The organism is Mesorhizobium sp. WSM4829 (genome assembly GCF_055811475.1).
Window position 1 is genome coordinate 219,325 of record NZ_JBVVQJ010000004.1, and the last position, 18,626, is coordinate 237,950.

Consider the following 18,626-nt stretch of genomic DNA (forward strand, 5'->3'; position numbering starts at 1 on the left):
CGCGTGGCGCCGAACTGTGGTCAGAGTTTGGCGGAGCGCTGCTGGACCATCATGAAGGTGTCGTAATTGTACTCGGCCACCTGCGCCCAGAGATAGTGCTCCTTTCGGAACGCCTTGATCGAGTCCCATATCTTCTTGAACGGCGCGTTTGAGGCTTCCATCTCGGCATAGACCTCGTTTGCCTTTTCGAAGCAGGCTGCCAGGATTTCCGGGCTGAACGGACGCAATTTGGCGCCCGCTGACACCAGCCGCCTGACGGCCGCCGGATTCAGAAAGTCGTATTTCTGCAGCATGTTGGCGTCGGCGGCCTGCGCGGCGGTGCGCACCAGCGCCTTGTAGGCCGGCGAAAGCTCCTCGTATTTTGCCTTGTTGAACATCAGATGGACGGTCGGCCCGCCTTCCCACCAGCCAGGATAATAATAATTGGGAGCGACCTTGTAGAAGCCGAGCTTCTCATCGTCATAAGGGCCGACCCATTCGGCGGCGTCGATGGTGCCTTTTTCCAGCGCAGGATAGATGTCGCCGCCGGCGATCTGCTGCGGCACGACGCCGAGCCTTTGCACCACTTTGCCGGCAAAGCCACCGATGCGCATCTTGAGGCCGGAAAGGTCGGCGACGGTGTTGATTTCCTTGCGGAACCAGCCGCCCATCTGCACGCCGGTATTGCCACCGGGCAAGCCAAAAAGGCCCTGCGTGGCGAGAAACTCGTTGAACAGGTCGATGCCGCCGCCGTGGTAGTGCCAGGCATTGATGCCGCGCGCGTTGAGCGAGAACGGAACCGCGGCACCCAAAGCCCAGGTCGGGTCCTTGCCCCAATAATAATATGCCACCGTATGGCAGGCCTCGACGGTGCCGGCGGTGGTGGCATCCGCGACCTGCAGGCCGGGCACCAGTTCACCGGCAGCGAAGACCTGCACCTGGAAGTTGCCGTCGGTCGCCTCCGAGAGCATCCTGGAAAAGACCTCGGCGCCACCATAGATCGTATCGAGGGACTTCGGGAAGGAGGACGCAAGGCGCCATGTCACTTTCGGGTTGGTTTGGGCGATAGCCGGCGCGGCAAGCGCCGCCGTAGCCGCCGCAGCGCCGACACCGGTCACGCCGGCCTTGCGGATGAATGATCGACGATCCATGAAGTCCTCCCTATTGGATCAACAGACCGACGTTCGGGAGATGCTCTGTGCCCCGGATCGGCTTCGCGGCAAACAATACACGGGCAAGAAGTCGAGTCCAGCCATGGGAGCCGGTTTTGCCGGCGGCGTTTTCGCGAAATACACGGGCGCGAACACGCCTCCTGCAACTTAAGTCTAACGCCCTTTCCGTGGCCCATGCGAGATGCCGAACTTGTCATGGCAAAGCGCCGTCGGATCGCCTATTTTAAAGGCAGAACATATCCTTGCACCGAATGGACCAGGATCAAAAATGCAGCAGCCGCTTGTCGCCATATCGACCGACGTCCGCCAGTTCGACAACTACACCTGGCATGCCGCGCCGCAGCAGTATCTGGAGGCGGCGCTTTCGGCGGCCGGCGTGTTCCCGGTGCTGGTGCCGTCCTTCGGCGACCGGCTCGATTTCGATGAACTCCTGTCATCGGTCGACGGCGTCATGATCACCGGCTCGAAGTCCAATGTGCATCCCTCGCACTATGGCGGCGATGCCAGCGAGGCCAACGGCCCCTACGATCCGGCCCGCGACGCCACGACGCTGCCGCTGATCCGCAAGGCAGTGGAGCGCGGCGTGCCGCTGCTCGCCATCTGCCGCGGCATCCAGGAGATGAATGTGGCGCTGGGCGGCACGCTGGCCGCAGAAATCCAGGAGCGCGAGGGGTCGCTGGACCATCGCGCACCGGCGAGCGACAATCAGGACGAACGCTTCGCCATCCGCCAGACCATTTCGATCAAGCCCGGAAGCTGCCTCGCCGGCGTGTTCGGGGCAGGCGACATCATGGTCAATTCGGTGCACCGCCAGGCCATCGACCGGCTCGGCCCGAAGCTGCAGATAGAGGCGGTCGCCAGCGACGGCACGGTCGAGGCGGTTTCGGTGCGCGACGCCCGCGCGTTCGCCGTCGGCGTCCAGTGGCATCCCGAATACTGGGTCAAGTCGGACAGCGTCTCAGCAAGGATATTCCGCGCCTTTGGCGACGCGGTGCGCCTGCACGCCGCGGCGAAATCTGGCGCACGGGCCGCCGCGGAATAGTTCAGCCGTCGAACGTCAACGTCAATCGCTGCTGGCCGCCAGCGACAGCAGCGGCAGGGCTGGTTCGTAGGATTCATAACCGTCGCCGTCGGCGACGCCGAAAGTGACGATCGGGTCGATGCCGTTCGCGCTGAAGGTGACCGTGCCGTCATCCTGCTCGCGCCAGAATTTCGCGCGCTCGATGCCGGGCAAGACCCGGTGGCAATTCTCAGTGACCGTCAACAGCGACAGGCCATGCGCAACCTCAGTGCCGCGCTTGACCGCGCAGGACGCTTCGTCGCCATTGGCCACCAGCCTGTAGTCGCCGGGTGACTGCGCCGACTCATCGGCTGTGCGGCCTTCGCCTGCGCCGCTGTAAAACAGCTGAACGCTGCCGAACAGCGCGACCACCGCTATCAATGCAGCAAGTGCTTTCATCTGCGTTCTCCGGGTGTTTGGCGATAGATAAAGAATGATGTCAAAGTGTTAAGCCGTCGTTAATCGTTAACAAATAGGAAAGCATGCCGCTCAGCTGCGCGCCTTGAGCTTTTCCGTTTCCGGCACCGGCGTCAACGCCCTCCCTTTCGAAAACCAGGAAATCAGATTGTCGACGCACAGATCGGCCATGGCGCGGCGGGTATGTTCCGAAGCCGAGCCGACATGCGGCAAAAGTGAAGTGTTGGGGGCGGCGAGCAGCGCCGGCGGCACGTTCGGCTCGTCGGCGAAGACATCGAGCCCGGCAGCGGCGATGGTGTCGCCGGCAAGCGCCGCGGCAAGTGCTGCCTCGTCGACCGTGCTGCCGCGACCGATGTTGACGAAGACGCCATTCGGGCCGAGCGCCGACAGGATCTCGGCGTTGACCGCCTTTTCCGTCGAGGCGCCGCCGGGCGCCGCCGAGATCAGCGTATCGACCGCCTCGGCAAGGCCTTTCAGCGTGCCGTGGTATTCGTAGAGCAAACCTTCGACCTGGCGCCGGTTGTGATAGGCGATCGGCAACCCAAAGGCCTCCAGCCGGCGCGCAATGGCGAGACCGATGCGGCCCATGCCGAAAATACCGACACGACGGCCGCGCAAGGTCAGCCGACTTAGCGGATAGTTGCCATTGCGTGCCCAACTGCCGTCGCGCAGCCAGGTTTCGGCGCGCGGCAGCTCACGGACGGTGTTGATCAAAAGCCCGATCGCCGTATCGGCGACCTCCTCGGTCAGCACATCCGGCGTGTTGGTGACCATGACGCCGCGCTGCGCTGCGTGACGGGCATCGACCGAATCATAGCCGACGCCGAAATTGGCGATGATCTCGAGATTCGGCAGCGCGTCGATGAGGGCTGCGTTGATCCCGCCAAAGGCGGCAATGCCGCGCACCGTCCGGCGCATCTCGTCGGTGACCAGCGACGCATCCGGCCGTTCGATCCAGGCGCGGCTGAACGTCCGGTCGATGCGGCCTACCGCGTGGTCGTTGAATTGGCCCGGCACCAGAATGGCGACTGCTTGCTGCTGTTCGGCTTTTGTCATGCACGTTCCACTGGTTTGCCGGTCGACTGGCGCACATGCAGTTCCGGCTTGATCAGTTCCTGCGACGGCCGCACCATCTGACCATTGAGCTTGTCGAGCAGCGCGCTAGCGGCGCGGCGGCCGACTTCACGCTGGCCATTCCACACGGTGGTCAGCGCCGGCGTCGCGATCGCCGCTTCCTCGAGATCGTCATAGCCGGTCACGGATATGTCAATGCCCGGCACCAGCCCGGCGCGTGCAATGCCGTTCATCAGGCCGATGGCGACGAGGTCGTTCCAGCAGCAGGCCGCGGTCGGCTTGTCCTTCAGCGCCAGGAACTGCCCGGCGGCCTCGAAGCCAGCCTGTTTGGTGCGCGGGCCGGGAATGCGCCAGGACGGCCTGACCTCCAGCCCTGCCGCCTCCATGGCGTTGAGATAGCCCTGGTAGCGGTCGCGGCCGGTCGAGGTCTGGTCGGTGCCGCCGATCATGGCGATGCGTTTATGGCCGAGCGAGATCAGATGGTTGGTGGCTAGCCCGGTGCCATAGGCATCGTCGCCACGAAACACCGGCACGTCAGCGCCTTCGACGGTGCGTGCGATCAGCACCGCCGGCAGGCCGTTTTCCTCGGCCATGAAGATGTCTTCGGGCGGCGTGCCGATGGCCGGCGACATGATGACGCCGTCGGCGCCAAGCTGCAGAAGCGTGTCTATGAAGGTGCGCTGCTTTTCGAGCTGGTCGTAATGGTTCGACAGGATGAAGGTCTGCCGGCTGCGGTCGAGCTCGCTTTCGATCGAGCGCAGGATCTCGGCGAAAAAGGGATTCATGATGTCGTGGACGACGACGCCGACGATGCCCGAACGCGAGGTGCGCAGGCTGGCGGCGCGGCGATTGTAGATATAGCCGATGGCGCGGGCATGTTCCTTGATGCGGTCGCGGGTGATTCCAGCAACCAGCGGGCTGTCGCGCAGGGCCAGCGACACCGTGGCCGTGGACACACCGAGCGCATCCGCGATCGTCGAAAGCTTGATCTTCTGTGCCAGCGCCTTGCGCTCCCCCGACGATCCAGAGCTGATCCATGATCTCCAGCGAAACCGGATGCCCGTTTTCGGGATCATGGTCTAAACAGTTTAAACGCGGCCTTATGCCACCCTTCCGAAACAAATCAAAGTTTTTTTGCCAGCGCCTCCATCTCGACATCGAGGGCAGCGCGGTTGCGAACGCAAAGCCGGTGCTTGCGATGAACGATGAAAGCCGCTGGCGACGATGACGAGTACCTAGGACATCAAGCATCAACAGGATGAACCAGTGTCGCTATGCATCAGGGATGCATGCGGGCACCCTTGGTGATCTTGTCGACAAGCTTCTTTTCGGCGCGCAGCGCGATGCCGACGACCTTGGCGTCGTCGGGTGCGAATTTGGCAAAGACGGCGCGGTTCGCCGCGTCGTGGCCGGTCGAAAACATTTCGTCGACGTAGAGCGAGGTCTGCACACCGCGCTCCAGCGCCCGCCGATGGATCGCAGTGAGCGTCGAGCGTTCGGCCGAAAGCACGATGATCGGCTGGACCGAGAGCGGATTGTAGATATTGCCGGCGCGGTCGCGATAGGGTTCGCCGATGATGTCGCTATACTGCGCGACGATGCCGCTGGTCAGGAACGCGGTGACGTTGAGCTTTTGCCAGACGGGAAGGTCGTCCTGCAGCACGATTGCAAATTTCGTGTCGAACATGAGACAATTGCCATTCGAGGTTTGTGAATGAATCGATGTCACACGGTCTAGATGGCGAGGCCTTTCAGGGTCTTGGACGTTTGTGCGTTGACGCGGCTGAAAACTGCGTCATCTCGGCGCCCGATTGCGTCGGAATGGAGCGTATCGAGGCCCGGTTCCATGGCTGCGCCTTCGATCTCCATCGTCACGATACCTACGCCATCGGCGTGACGCTGCATGGCGTCCAGACTTTCCGGTATCGCGGCGCGACGCATCACAGCCTGCCCGGTCAGATTATCGTGCTCCATCCCGACGAATTGCACGATGGCGGCGCCGGCACTGAAGACGGTTTGCGTTACAGGATACTTTATCTGGAGCCATCCATCGTGCTGGACTGCCTCGATCAGACAGGCGCATCGCTGCCTTTCGTCAGGAATGCCGTGGTGACGGATCCTGTTTTCCGCACGCGGCTGCTTTCGGCGCTGGGGCCGTTGGACCAGAAGCTGGACGATCTGTTTGTCGCCGACTTCGTTGCGCAATTGATGCAAAGCCTGGCACGGCATTCAGGTCGGCCGGCGAAACCGATCCCAAGGACAGCGTGGCGGGCTGCCAGCCTGGCACGCGACTATCTGGAAGAAAATGTTTTCCGTACCGTCCGTTCCGAGGAGCTGGAGGCGATCACCGGGCTCGATCGCTACGCCCTATCGCGGCATTTCCGTGCCGCTTTCTCCACCAGTCCGCACCGCTTTCTCTTGATGCGCCGGCTTCAACGAGCACGCCGCATGATAGAGGCGAGCGAGTCATTGGCGCAGATCGCAATAGCGGCCGGTTTCAACGACCAGAGTCATTTCAGCAGGCACTTCAAGAAGGCGTTCGGTGTCACGCCGGGCCGCTGGTCGGCATTGGTGCATGGATCGTCAGCAGCCGCTGCCTGATGGCGTCAGCCGCGGATCATTCGTCGGCGTCGATCTCGTCATCGACGAGAACCATCTCTCCGTTCGAGAGGTTCGCCTCAACGCGGGCGAGCAGCTTGAACAGCGCCTTCTGGTCCTTTTTATCGAGGCCCTTCAGCGCCTGCTTCTCGGTCTTCTTCACCGATTTCTCGATGGCATGAATGATTTCGCGGCCAGTGTCGGTCAGAAAGATATGGGCCTGGCGGGCATCGGCGGAAGAAGCGCGTTTTTCCAGAAAGCCTTGCGCCTGCAGCCGGTTGATGGTCTTGGTGATGGTCGGCGGGCGAACACCGAGGCGACCGGCAAGATTGCCGGGCGTCTGCCCGTCCTCACGGTCGAGCGCCAGCATGATCTGGTCCTGGCCGGCATAGAAGCCGTGCGCCAAAAGCCGCGCGGCGAGTGCCGTGCGCGCCAGCCGCGCCGCCGAATGCAGCCGGCTCATTGTCGCAGTCTTGTCCGCCTTGGCCATGGCTATCCCTCTTCGGCCGAACCGGTGTGGACAGCATAGAGGCAGCCGCCCGGTTGGCAATGGACGATCAAAAAAGATCCGGCTTTGCAAAACAGCTTTGCCGGCAAGCAATGCGGTGTCCGCCGAGGCTAATGCCAGATGTTTATTTCAGTTAGATGACAAACGACTTTTCAGCGCAGGTGGTCGCGTTCGGCAGGGACGCCACACACCCGGTGCGGGACTCAATCAGCTCTCACCGCGACGATCATCAAGGCCTGGTAGGCGTCCGCCATCTCGCGCAGCGCCGCCTGCGAAAGCGGCCCGGCGCGCCGCGCGATACCGTCCCTGGCGTTCGACGTATCCCGCTTGCCGGACCGGTCGGTGTAGGGCGCGACAGTGGTGAATATCTGTTCGCTCAGGCCGTCGGGGAAAAACAGCTGGCCGGTCATCACCGAATTGTCGTTGGGGAAGACTTTGAAATGGATGTGGGTGGTGCGGCCGCGATACCAGCCGGGATAGATGGTGGCGAACGAGACGATGCCGCTGTCATCGGTCTTTTGCCAACCGCGCAGAAAACTCTGGCCTGACGTATCGACATCCTGGCCGTCGCCTTGTCCCGGATAGCCTGAATAATGGCCTTGCGCGTCGCAATGCCAGATATCGACCCGCGCGCCGGCAAGCGGCCGGCAGCCTGCGTCGATGACCTGCAGCCGCAGATTGAGGGCAATGCCCGCTTTGCCTTCGGTGATATCGGCGCGTTCGAGCTTCGGGTCGAAATAGAACGGGCCCTCGGTCGCTTCCGGTGTGATCGCGCAGACGCCGGCGCCGCTATCGAACAGGGCAAGCCCGGCATAGGGCGAGGCCTGCTGCGCCAGCGCGATGCCCGGCAGAAAGACACCGCCGCCCGCGCTAATGGCAATGAGGCCAAGCGCCTGGCGCCGGCTCAACGGCAAGGAGGACGGTTTGTCGGACATCCGGCGCCTCTTTTTGGTTTCTGTCGAGCAAGCTGGCTTGGTCTTATCTAGTCAGTGAGGCCAGCCAACGCCAATGAAAACCCGGCATGTTGGGAAAACCCGGCAATGTTGGCGACCTGTTTGGCCCATCGGTTGCCACGTGCAAAAGCATGGCGTGCATCCTATATGGAGCCAACAATCCTTTTCGAGGCCCAACATGAGCGATGCACAGACGATACAAATCCCCGTAACCGTTCTCACCGGCTATCTTGGCGCCGGCAAGACGACGCTGCTAAACCGCATCCTTTCGGAAAGCCACGGCAAGCGCTACGCCGTCATCGTCAATGAGTTCGGTGAGATCGGCATCGACAACGAGTTGATCGTGGAATCCGACGAGGAAATCTACGAGATGAACAATGGTTGCGTCTGCTGCACGGTGCGCGGTGACCTGATCCGCGTCGTCGAGGGCTTGATGCGACGTCCAGGCCGCTTCGACGCCATCGTGATCGAGACGACCGGCCTCGCCGATCCGGTGCCGGTGGCGCAGACCTTCTTCATGGACGACGACGTGCGCTCCAAGACCAGGCTCGACGCGGTGGTGGCGCTGGTCGACGCCAAGCACCTGCCGTTGCGGCTGAAGGATTCCCGCGAAGCCGAGGACCAGATCGCCTTTGCCGATGTCGTCGTGCTCAACAAGACCGATCTCGTCACGCCGGAGGAACTGAGCAAGGTCGAGGCGACGATCCGCGCGATCAACCCGGCGGCCCGGATCCATCGCACCACGCGCGCCGGCGTGGCGCTGTCTGAGGTGCTCGACCGCGGCGCCTTCGACCTTTCCCGGGCGCTGGAGAACGATCCGCATTTCCTCGAGGCGCGTGACGACCACGACCATCATGACCATGACCATGACCATGATCATCACGATCATGACGGGCATCACCATGATCACGCGCACCCGTCCGATATCCATGACGTGACGGTGCAGTCGGTGTCTCTGCGGGGCGGCGAGATGGACCCGAAAAAATTCTTCCCCTGGATCGAGAAGATCACCCAGATGGAAGGCCCTAACATCCTGCGTCTGAAAGGGATCATCGCGCTTAAAGGCGATGACGAGCGCTACGTCATTCAGGGCGTGCACATGATCATCGAGGGCGACCACCAGCGCGCCTGGAAGGACGGCGAGAAGCACGAGAGCCGGCTGGTCTTCATCGGCCGCGAACTCGACGCCGAGCGGCTGAAGAAGAGTTTTGATGCCTGCCAGGCCGCTTGATTTTCAGGCTCTATAACGCTAGCGCTGCACCTTCTTTCCTTCTCCCCTTGTGGGAGAAGGTGGGCGAGCGAAGCTCGGTCGGATGAGGGGTGTTCCAGCTTGGCAACGACGGCACTCCGTCCAGCACCCCTCAACCGTCTTGGCGCTGCGCGCCAATCCACCTTCTCCCACAAGGGGAGAAGGAGAGCTGCCACTTACCCGCGCTGGCGGCTCCCGCGCGGAGGTAGACGACCAGCCGAAATCTCGAATGGAATCTCCCATGCCCACCGTCGCCCCGCTTGATCTCCAGGGACATTGCATCGCCGCCGTTTTCCTTGGCGACGTGCCGCATTTCGCACTGGCCGACGGTACAATCCATCGGCTGGACCATGGCCACAAGACGGCGCAGGCCAATGACGGGCTTCTCGCCGCCTTCCACGATGCGGCCAACGACCGGCTGATCACCGGCGGCGAGGACGGCAGGATTTTTTCCGTTACCGCCGGCGGCAATGCGGCAGAATTGGCAAGCGCCGGGAAGAAATGGATCACCAGCGTTGCCGCCGGACCACAGGGCGCCATCGCCTATGCCTCGGGCAAGATCGCCTTCGTGCGTTTCTCCGACGGCAAGACCAAGGAATTCATGCATCCGCGTTCGGTCGAGGGGCTGGCGTTCTCGCCCAAGGGGATGCGCTTCGGCGTCGCCCGCTACAATGGCGCGACGCTGCATTTCCCGGCGGCGAACGGCAAGCCGGTCGAGCTGGAATGGGCCGGCGCCCATACCGGCATCACCTTCTCGCCGGATGGCGCCTTCCTCGTCACCACCATGCAGGAGAACGCGCTGCATGGCTGGAAGCTCGCCGATGGCAAGCACATGCGGATGAGCGGCTATCCCGGTAAAGTCAAAAGCCTGTCATGGGCGCCCAAGGGAAAATGGCTGGCCAGTTCCGGAGCCCCGGCGGCGATCGTCTGGCCGTTTTCGGGCAAGGACGGGCCGATGGGCAAGGCGCCGCTGGAACTCGGCACGCGCGGCAACGCCATGGTGACCTCGGTCGCCTGCCATCCGAGCCAGGATGTCGTCGCCGTCGGCTATGACGACGGCATGGTGATGGCGGTGCGTTTCGCGGACGCCAAGGAGGTGCTTCTGCGCCGACCGGGCAAGGGCGCCATTACCTCGATGATGTGGGACAAGGAGGAACGCCGCGTCGCCTTCGGCAGCGCCGCCGGCGACTGCGGCGTGATTGATATTTCGGTCTAGCTAGGGGAGTAGGGGAGTAAGGGAGTAAGGGAGTAAGACACCTATTCCCCAACTGCCCTATTCCCCAACTGCCCTATTCCCCAACTGCCCTATTCCCCTATTCCCCTACTCCCCTATTCCCCTATTGAGAGGGCTCTTCATGCATCCGATCGGTGGCATCAGCACTGCTCGCATCGCGGATCTGCGCGAGACCGAGGCCGAAGCCTTCCGCAAGGCAAGGCCGAAATCGGCAGCCAAGGTCGGCAACGGCCTGCCGGGTTTCTTCGGCGGCGTGCCGATGCACTGGATGAACGACTGGCCGACGCCGTTCCCGATAATGGTCGACAGCGCCAGAGGCGCCACTATCACTGACATCGACGGCAATCGGCTGGATGATTTCTGCCTCGGCGACACCGGCTCGATGTTCGGCCACTCGCCGCCGCCGGTCGCCCACGCCATCCGTAGGCAGGCCGGACGCGGCCTGACCTACATGCTGCCTTCGGAAGATGCACTCGCCATCGGCCCGCTGCTGCAACAGCACTTCGGCCTGCCGTTCTGGCAGATTGCGACAACGGCGACCGATGCCAATCGCTTCGCGCTGCGCGTCGCTCGCGCCATCACCGGCCGGGGCAAGATCCTGGTCTTCAACGGCTGCTATCACGGCTCGGTCGACGAGACGATGGTGCGCCTGGTCGACGGCAGACCGGCCAACCGACCAGGACTGGCCGGCGAATTCCGCGACCTGACCGGGGCGGCCGATGTCGTCGAGTTCAACGATGTGCCGGCGCTTGAGACAGCACTCCGGGACCAGCAAATCGCCTGTGTCGTCACCGAGCCGGTGCTGACCAATTCCTGCATGGTGCTGCCCGATCCCGGCTTCCACAACGCGCTGCGGCGTCTCACCCGCGCCGCTGGCACCCTGCTTCTGATCGACGAGACGCACACGATCTCGACCGGTCCCGGTGGCTACACCAGGAAACACGGCCTGGAGCCGGACCTGTTCGTGCTCGGCAAGCCAATCGCCGGCGGCGTGCCAGCCAGCGTCTGGGGCATGAGCGATGGCGTCGCCACCCGCTATGCCGACTATGTCAGGACCAAGGAACCAGGCTATTCCGGCATGGGTACGACGCTCTCGGCCAATCCGCTGCAGTTCGCAGCGATGCGCGCCACGCTCGAAGAGGTGATGACCGACGAGAACTATAGCCATATGGACCATCTGGCGCGGCGGCTCGACGCCGGGCTGACTGCCGTCATCGACCGTTACCGCCTGCCTTGGCATGTTGCCCGAGTCGGCGCCCGCGTCGAGTTCATCTGCGCACCCGGCCCGCTGAGGAATGGCGGCGAGGCGGAAGCAGCGCACGCACCGGCACTCGAAGCGGCTGTGCATGTCGCGCTGGTCAATCGCGGCGTGCTGATCGCGCCGTTCCACAACATGATGCTGATCTCGCCGGCGACCAGCGCTGCCCAGGTGAACCGCCTGATCACCGCCTTTGGCGCGGTTGCGGCAAGGCTCGCGGCATGAGACAAGCTTGCACATGAGAGAAGCGCACAAGCAAACTTTGAACGCCATCATCGCCTCCCCTTCGGGCTCGACGCCCGCCGAGGCGCAAGCCTTTCTCGACGCCCATCCCGAGATCGAAGCGTTCGACATCGTGCTGACCGATGCCAATGGCGTCGGGCGTGGCAAGATCGTGCGCCGGCACGAGTTGATGAGCATCTTCGAGGGCGGCAGGCACATGCCGATCTCGATCCTCGGCCTCGACATCACCGGCGAGGACGTGCACGAGACCGGACTGATCTGGACCACGGGCGACGGCGACCTGCGGGCATGGCCGATCCCCGGCACGCTGGTGCCGCTGTTCGGCACACAGCCGCCGCGCGGCCAGGTGCTGATGGCGATGTACCATCTCGATGGCCAGCCGATGTCCTCCGACCCGCGCCTGGCGCTGGGCCGGCAGGTGGAGATACTGGCGGCCAAGGGCCTGCATCCGGCCGGCGCCTTCGAGCTCGAATTCTTCCTGCTTGCCAACGAGCGCGACGCCGACGGCAAGGTGCAGCCGGCGCACGCGGTGCTCGACGGCCGCCGCTCGGCCAAGACAGAGGTCTATTCCGTCGACCATCTGCACGGCATGGAGCCGCTGTTTTCCGACATCTATGCCGCGGCCAGGGTGCAAGGCATCCCGGCCGAGACGGTCATTTCCGAATATGCGCCCGGCCAGTACGAACTGACGCTGAACTATCGCAAGGACGTGATGCGGGCGGCCGACGACCTCGTCATGCTGAAGCGGCTGGTGCGGGCGCAGGCGCGCCGCCACGGCGTCACTGCCTGCTTCATGGCCAAGCCGATCGAGAAATACGCCGGCTCCGGCATGCATTTCCATGTCTCGCTGCAGGACAAGGCCGGCAACAACGTCTTTGCCGAAGCCAGCGGCGAGACCTGGTCCTTGCCGCTGCTGCGCGGACTGGGCGGACTCATCCAGACCATGGCCGAATCGATGCTGGTGTTTGCACCGCACGCCAATTCATGGCGGCGTTTCGTTTCGCAATCCTATGCGCCGGTGGCGCCGACCTGGGGCGTCAACAACCGCTCGGTGGCATTGCGCGTGCCGGCTGGCGACGCGAAAAACCGGCGCATCGAGCACCGGCCGTCGGGCGTCGACGCCAACCCCTATCTGGTGGCGGCAACCGTGCTGGCCGGCATCGTCAAGGGTCTCGATGAGGGCCTCGATCCAGGCCCCGAAACCACCGGCAATGGCTACGAATCAGCAATCACGCGCACCACCATGCCGGTGGACTGGCGCGCCGCGATCGAGGCGGCAAGGGCCTCGACATTCCTCAAAGCGGCGCTGGGGGAAGACCTGCACCGAACATTCGTGGCGATCAAGCAATCCGAATATCTGCGGGTGGCGCGCACGGTCAGCGAACTGGATTATCATCTCTATCTGCACGAGGTGTGAGGCATCGCATCGCCGGTCATTCGCCCAGCGAAAGCCGGGTCCCGGCTATTTGAAGGAACCTTTCGGGGGCTTCGCTCATTCCGCATCTGATCGCAGCAGCGGGCAAGGCCGCATCAGCCATGATCGCCAGGATGCAGACAAATTCTCCACACCACGCCAAGGTGCAGGCAAGACGCTGGCCCAAGCCTGAATTGCCTGAGACGGCAGAAGACGATGGCGCAAGCACCATTCCCGAACTCAGCGAAGTGGCGAAGGCCTGTCGCCGCTGCCCGCTGTGGCGCAACGCAACGCAGACCGTGTTCGGCGAAGGGCCTGACAAGGCCAAGGTGGTTTTCGTCGGTGAACAGCCAGGCGACCAAGAGGATCTGGCCGGCAAACCTTTCGTCGGTCCGGCGGGAAAAGTCTTCGACGCCATCCTGGACGATGCCGGCGTCGACCGGCTGAAAGTCTATGTCACCAATGCGGTCAAGCATTTCAAGTTCGAGCCGCGCGGCAAGCGGCGCATCCACTCGAAGCCGAATGCCGGCGAGGTGCAGGCCTGCCGCTGGTGGCTCGACAGGGAGCTCGATCTGATCAAGCCCAATCTGGCGGTGGCGCTCGGCGCAACGGCGGCGCAGTCACTGCTCGGCAAGGTCGTGCCGATCATGAAGATGCGCGGCGCGGTCGTGGATCGGGACGATGGCTTGCCTGTGTTCGTCACCATCCACCCGTCCTTCATCCTGCGTATTCGCGAGCCGGCGGACAAGCAGGCCGAACGCGAGCGGTTCCTGCAGGACATGAAGGCAGTGAAAAAGCTGATGGCCGCCTGACCCCTATCTGATCAGGATTGCCCTCAAATCATTGACGTTCGTCCCGGTCGGGCCGGGCACGAAGAGATCGCCGACGGCGTTGAATGCCGTCCAGGCGTTGTTGCCGGCAAGCATCGCCTTGGCATCGACGCCTGCCGCCCGCATCCGCGACACCGTCGAGCCGTCGGCAAAGGCGCCGGCATTGTCCTGCGAACCGTCGATGCCATCGGTGTCAGCGGCCAGTGCATGGGCGCCCTCCATGCCGCTGATGCCGATGGCGAAGGCAAGCAGAAACTCGGTGTTACGACCGCCCTTGCCCTTCGCCCGCACGGTCACCGTCGTCTCGCCGCCTGATAGAATCAGCACGGGCTTCGGAAAAGGCCGGTTGCGCGTCGCCACTTCGCGGGCGATTGCCGCATGGACGCCGCCGACCTCGCGCGCCTCGCCCTCGATGGAATCGGAGAGGATGACCGCCTCGATGCCATGGCGCCTGGCTTCGGCCGCGGCCGCTTCCAGCGAGACGCCGGCCGAGGCGATCAGATGCACTTCGTTGCGCGAAAAACGCGGATCATCGACGCGCGGCGCATCGGCGGCCGGCGAATTGATATGCGCCATCACGGCAGCCGGCAGTTTCATGCCATAGGCGGCGATCGATGCCAGCGCCTCTTGGCGGTTGCCGGAATCGGGAACGGTCGGGCCGGAAGCGACAAGCTCCGGATTGTCGCCGGGAATGTCGGAGACGACCAGCGACACCAGCTTTGCCGGATAGGAAGCTGCCGCCAGCCTGCCGCCCTTGATGGTGGAAACATGCTTGCGGATGGTGTTCATGGCGGCGATCGGCGCGCCGGAGGCGAGCAGCGCCTCGTTGACGGCGATCTCGTCAGCCAGCGTCAGACCTTCGGCGGGCGCCGGCAGCAGCGCCGAGCCGCCGCCTGAGATGAGCGCCACGACCAGATCGTCCGCGGTCAGTCCCTGCACCTTTTCGAGCAGCCGGCGCGACGCTTCGAGCCCGGCGGCATCCGGCACCGGATGCGCCGCCTCGATGATCTCGATGCGCTGGCAGGTCGCGCCATAGCCGTAGCGGGTGACGACCAGCCCTTCGATCGGCCCGTCCCACACTTTTTCGAACGCCGCCGCCATCTGCGCCGAGCCTTTTCCTGCACCAATGACGATGGTGCGCCCCTTCGGCATTGCCGGCAGATGATCCCTGATTGTCCTCTGCGGATCGGCGGCGGCAACGGCGGCATTGAAGATGGCGGCGAGGAAGGATTTGGGATCGAGCGCGGTCATTTTGCTTCCGGCGGCAGTGCCAGCTCGCGCCCGTCGACGCCGAGGTGGCTGCACAGCGCATCGACGACGACGCCGTGATCCTCACGCTCCGGCAGGCCCGAGACCGCGATCACACCGATGACGCCAGCACCTTTGACCGTTATGGGAAAGCCACCACCGGCCAGCACATAGTCCGATATGTCGAGCCCCTCGCCCGGCTTGAAGCTGCGGTCGGGACGCTGCTGCTCCAGCACCATGCGGTAGGTGCTTTTCAGGAACCGCTGCACCACGTTGATCTTGCGCCGCGCCCAATCCGGATTGGAGGCGTTCGAGCCCGGCATTGCCGCGTAAAACAGCGGCCGGTCGAAGGTCCTGATGTCGACGATGATCGGCAAGCCCTGGGCCAGTGCCCGGTCGCGGATCGTCGAGCCGATCTTGAAGGCGACAGCTTCATCGAAGACCGAGAAGACAAGCTCGGCTTCCTGTTTCTGGATCAGAGCGATATCGTCCGCAACGGCCATGTCATTCCCCTATCAACGTCGCGGCACGCTTTGACCGATGGCTGCCGCTGGGTCAAGCGGGACTTGTGGGATAGCTAAACCGCCATATCCGTCTTGGCCGCCCGCCCGGCGACATAGACCTCGCGCACGGCGCGGTCGTCGCCCAGCGTTTGCAGCAGAAACAGCTCCTCCGCCAGCGTGTCCGCCGTCTCCATCCGCAGCCGCATCGCCGGCGTGGCGCGCGCGTCGAGGACGACGATGTCGGCATCGCTACCTTGGTCGAGCGTGCCGATCCTTTCCATGATCGACAGCGCCTCGGCATTGCCGCGGGTGAGCTGCCAGAACGACTGGAACGGATTGAGCTTCTCGCCGTTCAGCGCGATCACCTTGTAGCCCTCATCCATGGTGCGCAGCATCGAGTAATTGGTGCCGCCGCCGATATCGGTGGCGGTGGCGATGCGGAGTGGTTTTTCGCGGCGGCGGTAACGCTGATAATCGAACAGGCCCGAGCCGAGGAACAGGTTCGAGGTCGGACAGAACACGGCGACCGAGCCCGTGTCCGAAAGCGCATCCGCCTCGCGTTCCGAAAGATGGATGCAGTGGCCGAACAGGCTTTTGCGCCCGAGCAGCCCATAGCGCTCGTAAACATCGGTATAGTCGCGTGCCTGCGGATAGAGTTGCAGCGTAAAGGCGATCTCGGCGTGGTTTTCCGACAGATGCGTCTGCATGTGCAGATCAGGATACTCGCGGCAGAGCGCGCCCGCCATCTCCAATTGCTCGGGTGAGGAGGTGATGGCGAAGCGCGGTGTGATGGCATAGTGCTGGCGCCCCTTGCCGTGCCACTCCTTAATCAGCGCCTTGCTGTCGTCATAGGCCGATTGCGGCGTGTCGAGCACGCCCTCCGGCGCGTTGCGATCCATCATCACCTTGCCGGCGATGTTGAGCATGTTGCGGTCATGCGACTCGGCGAAGAACGCTTCGGCCGATTCCCTGTGGACTGAGCAATAGGCGGCGACTGTCGTCGTGCCGTGGCGCAGCATCTCGTCGAGGAACAGCCTGGCGATGCGGCGGCCGTGCTGGGCGTTCTGGAATTTGGTTTCCTCGGGAAAGGTGTAAGTGTTCAGCCAGTCGAGCAGCTCGGCGCCGTAGGAGGCGATAACCTGCATCTGCGGAAAATGCGCATGCGCGTCGATGAAACCAGGCAGCAGCAAATGCGGGCGGTGGTCGATCTTTTTTACGCCTTCATCAGCCTTTTTCTCGACGTCGGCATAGGCGCCTGCGGCAACGATCCTGCCGTCGCGGAGCAGCAGGCCGCCGTCATCCTCGTAGCGCCAGGCGGAATGGTCGTCGACGGTTTCAGGCCAGCGCAGGAAGGACAGCGTGCGGCCGCGCAGGAGTGCACTGGTCATGCCTATTTCCCTGCCTCCTCGAACCATGCCACCAGCAGCGCCCGCTCCTTGTCGGTGATATGGGTGACATTGGCGGGCGGCATCGCGTGGCTGCGGCCGGCCTGCAGGTAGATCTCGCGGGCTTGCCCGGCGATCCCGGCGTCCGTGTCGAGCATCACACCTTTCGGCGCGTGATAGATGCCCTCGTAGGACGGCTCTTGCGCATGGCACATCGAGCAACGGCCAAGCACCGTATCGCGCACTGCGGGAAAATGCGCCGAGGCGATATAGACCTGTGCCGTCGAGGACGCCTTGACTTCGCCGGTCAGCACTTTCGGCGCGGTTGACAGCCAGATAATGACGACGAACAGGACGGCGGCCGCCAGCCAGATCCAGGTCGGGTTGCCCTTGCGCGCATGCATGGTGTTGAAATAGTGCCGGATCAGCACGCCGATGATGAAAACCAACGAGGCGATCACCCAGTTGAACCGGGTAGCAAACGCCAGCGGGTAGTGGTTCGACAGCATCAGGAAGAGAACGGGCAGCGTCAGGTAATTGTTGTGCAGCGAGCGCTGCTTGGCGATCTTGCCGTATTTCGGATCTGGCTTCCTGCCGGCGATCAGGTCGGCGACGACGATCTTCTGGTTCGGAATGATGACCATGAAGACATTGGCCGACATGATCGTCGCGGTGATGGCGCCAAGATGCAGGAAAGCGGCGCGGCCGGTGAACAGATGGGTAAGACCCCAGGCGATGAACACCAGCACGCCATAGAGCACCAGCATCAGGCCGGTGTCGCTCCTGCCAAGCGGCGAACGGCATAAGAGATCGTAGACCACCCAGCCGACGCCGATCGTCGCCAGCGACAGCAAGATGCCTGTAGGCACCGACATGGCAAGCACGTGGGGATCGATCAGGAAGAGGTCCGCGCCGGCATAGTAGACGACGCACAGCATGGCAAAGCCCGACAGCCAGGTAGCGTAGGATTCCCATTTGAACCAGGTCAGGTGCTCAGGCATTTCGGTCGGCGCCACCAGATATTTCTGGATGTGGTAGAAGCCGCCGCCATGCACCTGCCATTCTTCGCCGAAGGCGCCGACAGGCATGCCCGGACGCTGGCGCAAGCCGAGATCGAGCGCGACGAAATAGAAGGACGAGCCGATCCAAGCGATGCTGGTGACGACATGCAGCCAGCGCACGGCGAAACTCAGCCAGTCCCAGAAAATCGCAAAATCGATCATTGAAAAGTCGTCCCTGCCGATTGGGTGACTTTACGGACTGGAGCGCAAACGGAAAGGGCCGAGCGGCACGATGACTTTCAAAAAAAAATGGAAAATACTACAGCGCCGCGCGTCCCTTGGACGCGCAAAGGACGCTGTAGAACTTTATCTGGTGCATGATCCTTTCCGAAAATCGATTCCGATTTTTCGGGGTCATGCACTAGCGCCGCGCGTCCCTTGGACGCGCAAAGGACGCTGTAGAACTTTATCTGGTGCATGATCCTTTCCGAAAATCGATT

18 protein-coding genes and 1 pseudogene are annotated in these 18,626 nt (G+C 63.1%); 7 read left to right on the forward strand and 12 right to left on the reverse strand.

Annotation, left to right across the window (positions count from 1 at the left end; all coding sequences use genetic code 11):
• Positions 1-20: 20 nt before the first annotated feature.
• Positions 21-1,130, reverse strand: a complete 1,110-nt coding sequence (locus tag AC0L17_RS06205) for a TRAP transporter substrate-binding protein (RefSeq protein WP_473515169.1) — start codon at positions 1,128-1,130, stop codon at positions 21-23.
• 289 nt (positions 1,131-1,419) lie between these two features.
• Between AC0L17_RS06205 and AC0L17_RS06210 the strand changes: the two genes are divergently transcribed.
• On the forward strand, positions 1,420-2,193 hold the full coding sequence (locus tag AC0L17_RS06210; protein WP_473515170.1) for a gamma-glutamyl-gamma-aminobutyrate hydrolase family protein: 774 nt from the start codon (positions 1,420-1,422) through the stop codon (positions 2,191-2,193).
• A gap of 21 nt (positions 2,194-2,214) precedes the next feature.
• Here AC0L17_RS06210 and AC0L17_RS06215 read toward each other — a convergent pair whose 3' ends face one another.
• From AC0L17_RS06215 to AC0L17_RS06230, 4 genes are all read right to left on the reverse strand, one after another.
• The gene (locus AC0L17_RS06215) at positions 2,215-2,610 is read right to left on the reverse strand and encodes a hypothetical protein (protein ID WP_473515171.1); all 396 of its coding nucleotides are present in this window, start codon (positions 2,608-2,610) and stop codon (positions 2,215-2,217) included.
• A gap of 90 nt (positions 2,611-2,700) precedes the next feature.
• Entirely contained in the window at positions 2,701-3,684 is a 984-nt protein-coding gene (locus tag AC0L17_RS06220; RefSeq protein ID WP_473515172.1) for a 2-hydroxyacid dehydrogenase, read from the reverse strand.
• Positions 3,681-4,703 carry a LacI family DNA-binding transcriptional regulator gene (locus AC0L17_RS06225; RefSeq protein ID WP_077375012.1) on the reverse strand — a complete coding sequence of 341 codons (1,023 nt, stop codon included), beginning with the start codon at positions 4,701-4,703 and terminating at the stop codon, positions 3,681-3,683. The genes AC0L17_RS06220 and AC0L17_RS06225 overlap by 4 nt, the downstream gene beginning before the upstream one ends.
• Before the next feature lie 278 nt (positions 4,704-4,981).
• Complete coding sequence (locus AC0L17_RS06230) at positions 4,982-5,389, reverse strand: DUF2000 family protein (RefSeq protein ID WP_473515173.1); 408 nt, start codon at positions 5,387-5,389, stop codon at positions 4,982-4,984.
• A 35-nt stretch (positions 5,390-5,424) separates the two neighbouring features.
• On the opposite strand from AC0L17_RS06230, the gene AC0L17_RS06235 reads away from it, so the two are divergent.
• The gene (locus AC0L17_RS06235) at positions 5,425-6,303 is read left to right on the forward strand and encodes an AraC family transcriptional regulator (RefSeq protein ID WP_473515174.1); all 879 of its coding nucleotides are present in this window, start codon (positions 5,425-5,427) and stop codon (positions 6,301-6,303) included.
• 16 nt (positions 6,304-6,319) lie between these two features.
• Here AC0L17_RS06235 and AC0L17_RS06240 read toward each other — a convergent pair whose 3' ends face one another.
• Together AC0L17_RS06240 and AC0L17_RS06245 are read right to left on the reverse strand one after the other, a co-directional pair.
• A complete protein-coding gene (locus AC0L17_RS06240) occupies positions 6,320-6,790 on the reverse strand; it encodes a MarR family winged helix-turn-helix transcriptional regulator (RefSeq protein WP_023796815.1) in 471 nt (156 codons plus the stop codon).
• Positions 6,791-7,011: 221 nt separating this feature from the next.
• On the reverse strand, positions 7,012-7,743 hold the full coding sequence (locus tag AC0L17_RS06245) for an intradiol ring-cleavage dioxygenase (RefSeq protein ID WP_473515175.1): 732 nt from the start codon (positions 7,741-7,743) through the stop codon (positions 7,012-7,014).
• A gap of 196 nt (positions 7,744-7,939) precedes the next feature.
• On the opposite strand from AC0L17_RS06245, the gene AC0L17_RS06250 reads away from it, so the two are divergent.
• The 5 genes from AC0L17_RS06250 to AC0L17_RS06270 all read left to right on the forward strand — a co-directional run bounded on the left by AC0L17_RS06250 (position 7,940) and on the right by AC0L17_RS06270 (position 13,971).
• Positions 7,940-8,992, forward strand: coding sequence for a CobW family GTP-binding protein (locus AC0L17_RS06250; protein WP_473515176.1), 1,053 nt, complete (start codon positions 7,940-7,942; stop codon positions 8,990-8,992).
• Between the two features lie 259 nt (positions 8,993-9,251).
• Complete coding sequence (locus tag AC0L17_RS06255; protein WP_473515177.1) at positions 9,252-10,226, forward strand: WD40 repeat domain-containing protein; 975 nt, start codon at positions 9,252-9,254, stop codon at positions 10,224-10,226.
• A 139-nt stretch (positions 10,227-10,365) separates the two neighbouring features.
• The gene (locus tag AC0L17_RS06260) at positions 10,366-11,727 is read left to right on the forward strand and encodes an aspartate aminotransferase family protein (RefSeq protein WP_473515178.1); all 1,362 of its coding nucleotides are present in this window, start codon (positions 10,366-10,368) and stop codon (positions 11,725-11,727) included.
• A 13-nt stretch (positions 11,728-11,740) separates the two neighbouring features.
• Positions 11,741-13,162 (forward strand): glutamine synthetase family protein, encoded by a 1,422-nt coding sequence (locus AC0L17_RS06265; protein WP_473515179.1) that lies wholly within the window; start codon positions 11,741-11,743, stop codon positions 13,160-13,162.
• 86 nt (positions 13,163-13,248) lie between these two features.
• Complete coding sequence (locus AC0L17_RS06270; RefSeq protein ID WP_473515204.1) at positions 13,249-13,971, forward strand: UdgX family uracil-DNA binding protein; 723 nt, start codon at positions 13,249-13,251, stop codon at positions 13,969-13,971.
• A 3-nt stretch (positions 13,972-13,974) separates the two neighbouring features.
• Here AC0L17_RS06270 and AC0L17_RS06275 read toward each other — a convergent pair whose 3' ends face one another.
• The 5 genes and pseudogenes from AC0L17_RS06275 to AC0L17_RS06295 all read right to left on the reverse strand — a co-directional run.
• Positions 13,975-15,240 (reverse strand): glycerate kinase type-2 family protein, encoded by a 1,266-nt coding sequence (locus tag AC0L17_RS06275; protein ID WP_473515180.1) that lies wholly within the window; start codon positions 15,238-15,240, stop codon positions 13,975-13,977.
• Positions 15,237-15,740 (reverse strand): heme-degrading domain-containing protein, encoded by a 504-nt coding sequence (locus AC0L17_RS06280; RefSeq protein ID WP_077374984.1) that lies wholly within the window; start codon positions 15,738-15,740, stop codon positions 15,237-15,239. Before AC0L17_RS06280 ends, AC0L17_RS06275 begins: the two co-directional genes overlap by 4 nt.
• A 74-nt stretch (positions 15,741-15,814) precedes the next feature.
• Positions 15,815-17,128: a guanine deaminase gene (gene guaD / locus AC0L17_RS06285; RefSeq protein WP_473515181.1), complete on the reverse strand. Its 1,314-nt coding sequence runs from the start codon at positions 17,126-17,128 to the stop codon at positions 15,815-15,817.
• Positions 17,129-17,130: 2 nt separating this feature from the next.
• Complete coding sequence (locus tag AC0L17_RS06290) at positions 17,131-18,348, reverse strand: urate hydroxylase PuuD (RefSeq protein ID WP_473515182.1); 1,218 nt, start codon at positions 18,346-18,348, stop codon at positions 17,131-17,133.
• A 77-nt stretch (positions 18,349-18,425) separates the two neighbouring features.
• A pseudogene (locus tag AC0L17_RS06295) lies at positions 18,426-18,626 on the reverse strand (hypothetical protein); the annotation flags it as partial.

Excerpts from the sequence above, each read along its gene's own strand:
- AC0L17_RS06275 (WP_473515180.1), bottom strand. The coding sequence starts at position 15,240 with ATGACCGCGCTCGATCCCAAATCCTTCCTCGCCGCCATCTTCAATGCC.
- guaD (WP_473515181.1), bottom strand. The coding sequence starts at position 17,128 with ATGACCAGTGCACTCCTGCGCGGCCGCACGCTGTCCTTCCTGCGCTGG.
- AC0L17_RS06210 (WP_473515170.1), top strand. The coding sequence starts at position 1,420 with ATGCAGCAGCCGCTTGTCGCCATATCGACCGACGTCCGCCAGTTCGAC.
- AC0L17_RS06245 (WP_473515175.1), bottom strand. The coding sequence starts at position 7,743 with ATGTCCGACAAACCGTCCTCCTTGCCGTTGAGCCGGCGCCAGGCGCTT.
- AC0L17_RS06255 (WP_473515177.1), top strand. The coding sequence starts at position 9,252 with ATGCCCACCGTCGCCCCGCTTGATCTCCAGGGACATTGCATCGCCGCC.
- AC0L17_RS06240 (WP_023796815.1), bottom strand. The coding sequence starts at position 6,790 with ATGGCCAAGGCGGACAAGACTGCGACAATGAGCCGGCTGCATTCGGCG.
- AC0L17_RS06215 (WP_473515171.1), bottom strand. The coding sequence starts at position 2,610 with ATGAAAGCACTTGCTGCATTGATAGCGGTGGTCGCGCTGTTCGGCAGC.
- AC0L17_RS06280 (WP_077374984.1), bottom strand. The coding sequence starts at position 15,740 with ATGGCCGTTGCGGACGATATCGCTCTGATCCAGAAACAGGAAGCCGAG.
- AC0L17_RS06230 (WP_473515173.1), bottom strand. The coding sequence starts at position 5,389 with ATGTTCGACACGAAATTTGCAATCGTGCTGCAGGACGACCTTCCCGTC.
- AC0L17_RS06290 (WP_473515182.1), bottom strand. The coding sequence starts at position 18,348 with ATGATCGATTTTGCGATTTTCTGGGACTGGCTGAGTTTCGCCGTGCGC.
- AC0L17_RS06265 (WP_473515179.1), top strand. The coding sequence starts at position 11,741 with ATGAGAGAAGCGCACAAGCAAACTTTGAACGCCATCATCGCCTCCCCT.
- AC0L17_RS06220 (WP_473515172.1), bottom strand. The coding sequence starts at position 3,684 with ATGACAAAAGCCGAACAGCAGCAAGCAGTCGCCATTCTGGTGCCGGGC.
- AC0L17_RS06250 (WP_473515176.1), top strand. The coding sequence starts at position 7,940 with ATGAGCGATGCACAGACGATACAAATCCCCGTAACCGTTCTCACCGGC.
- AC0L17_RS06235 (WP_473515174.1), top strand. The coding sequence starts at position 5,425 with ATGTCACACGGTCTAGATGGCGAGGCCTTTCAGGGTCTTGGACGTTTG.
- AC0L17_RS06260 (WP_473515178.1), top strand. The coding sequence starts at position 10,366 with ATGCATCCGATCGGTGGCATCAGCACTGCTCGCATCGCGGATCTGCGC.
- AC0L17_RS06205 (WP_473515169.1), bottom strand. The coding sequence starts at position 1,130 with ATGGATCGTCGATCATTCATCCGCAAGGCCGGCGTGACCGGTGTCGGC.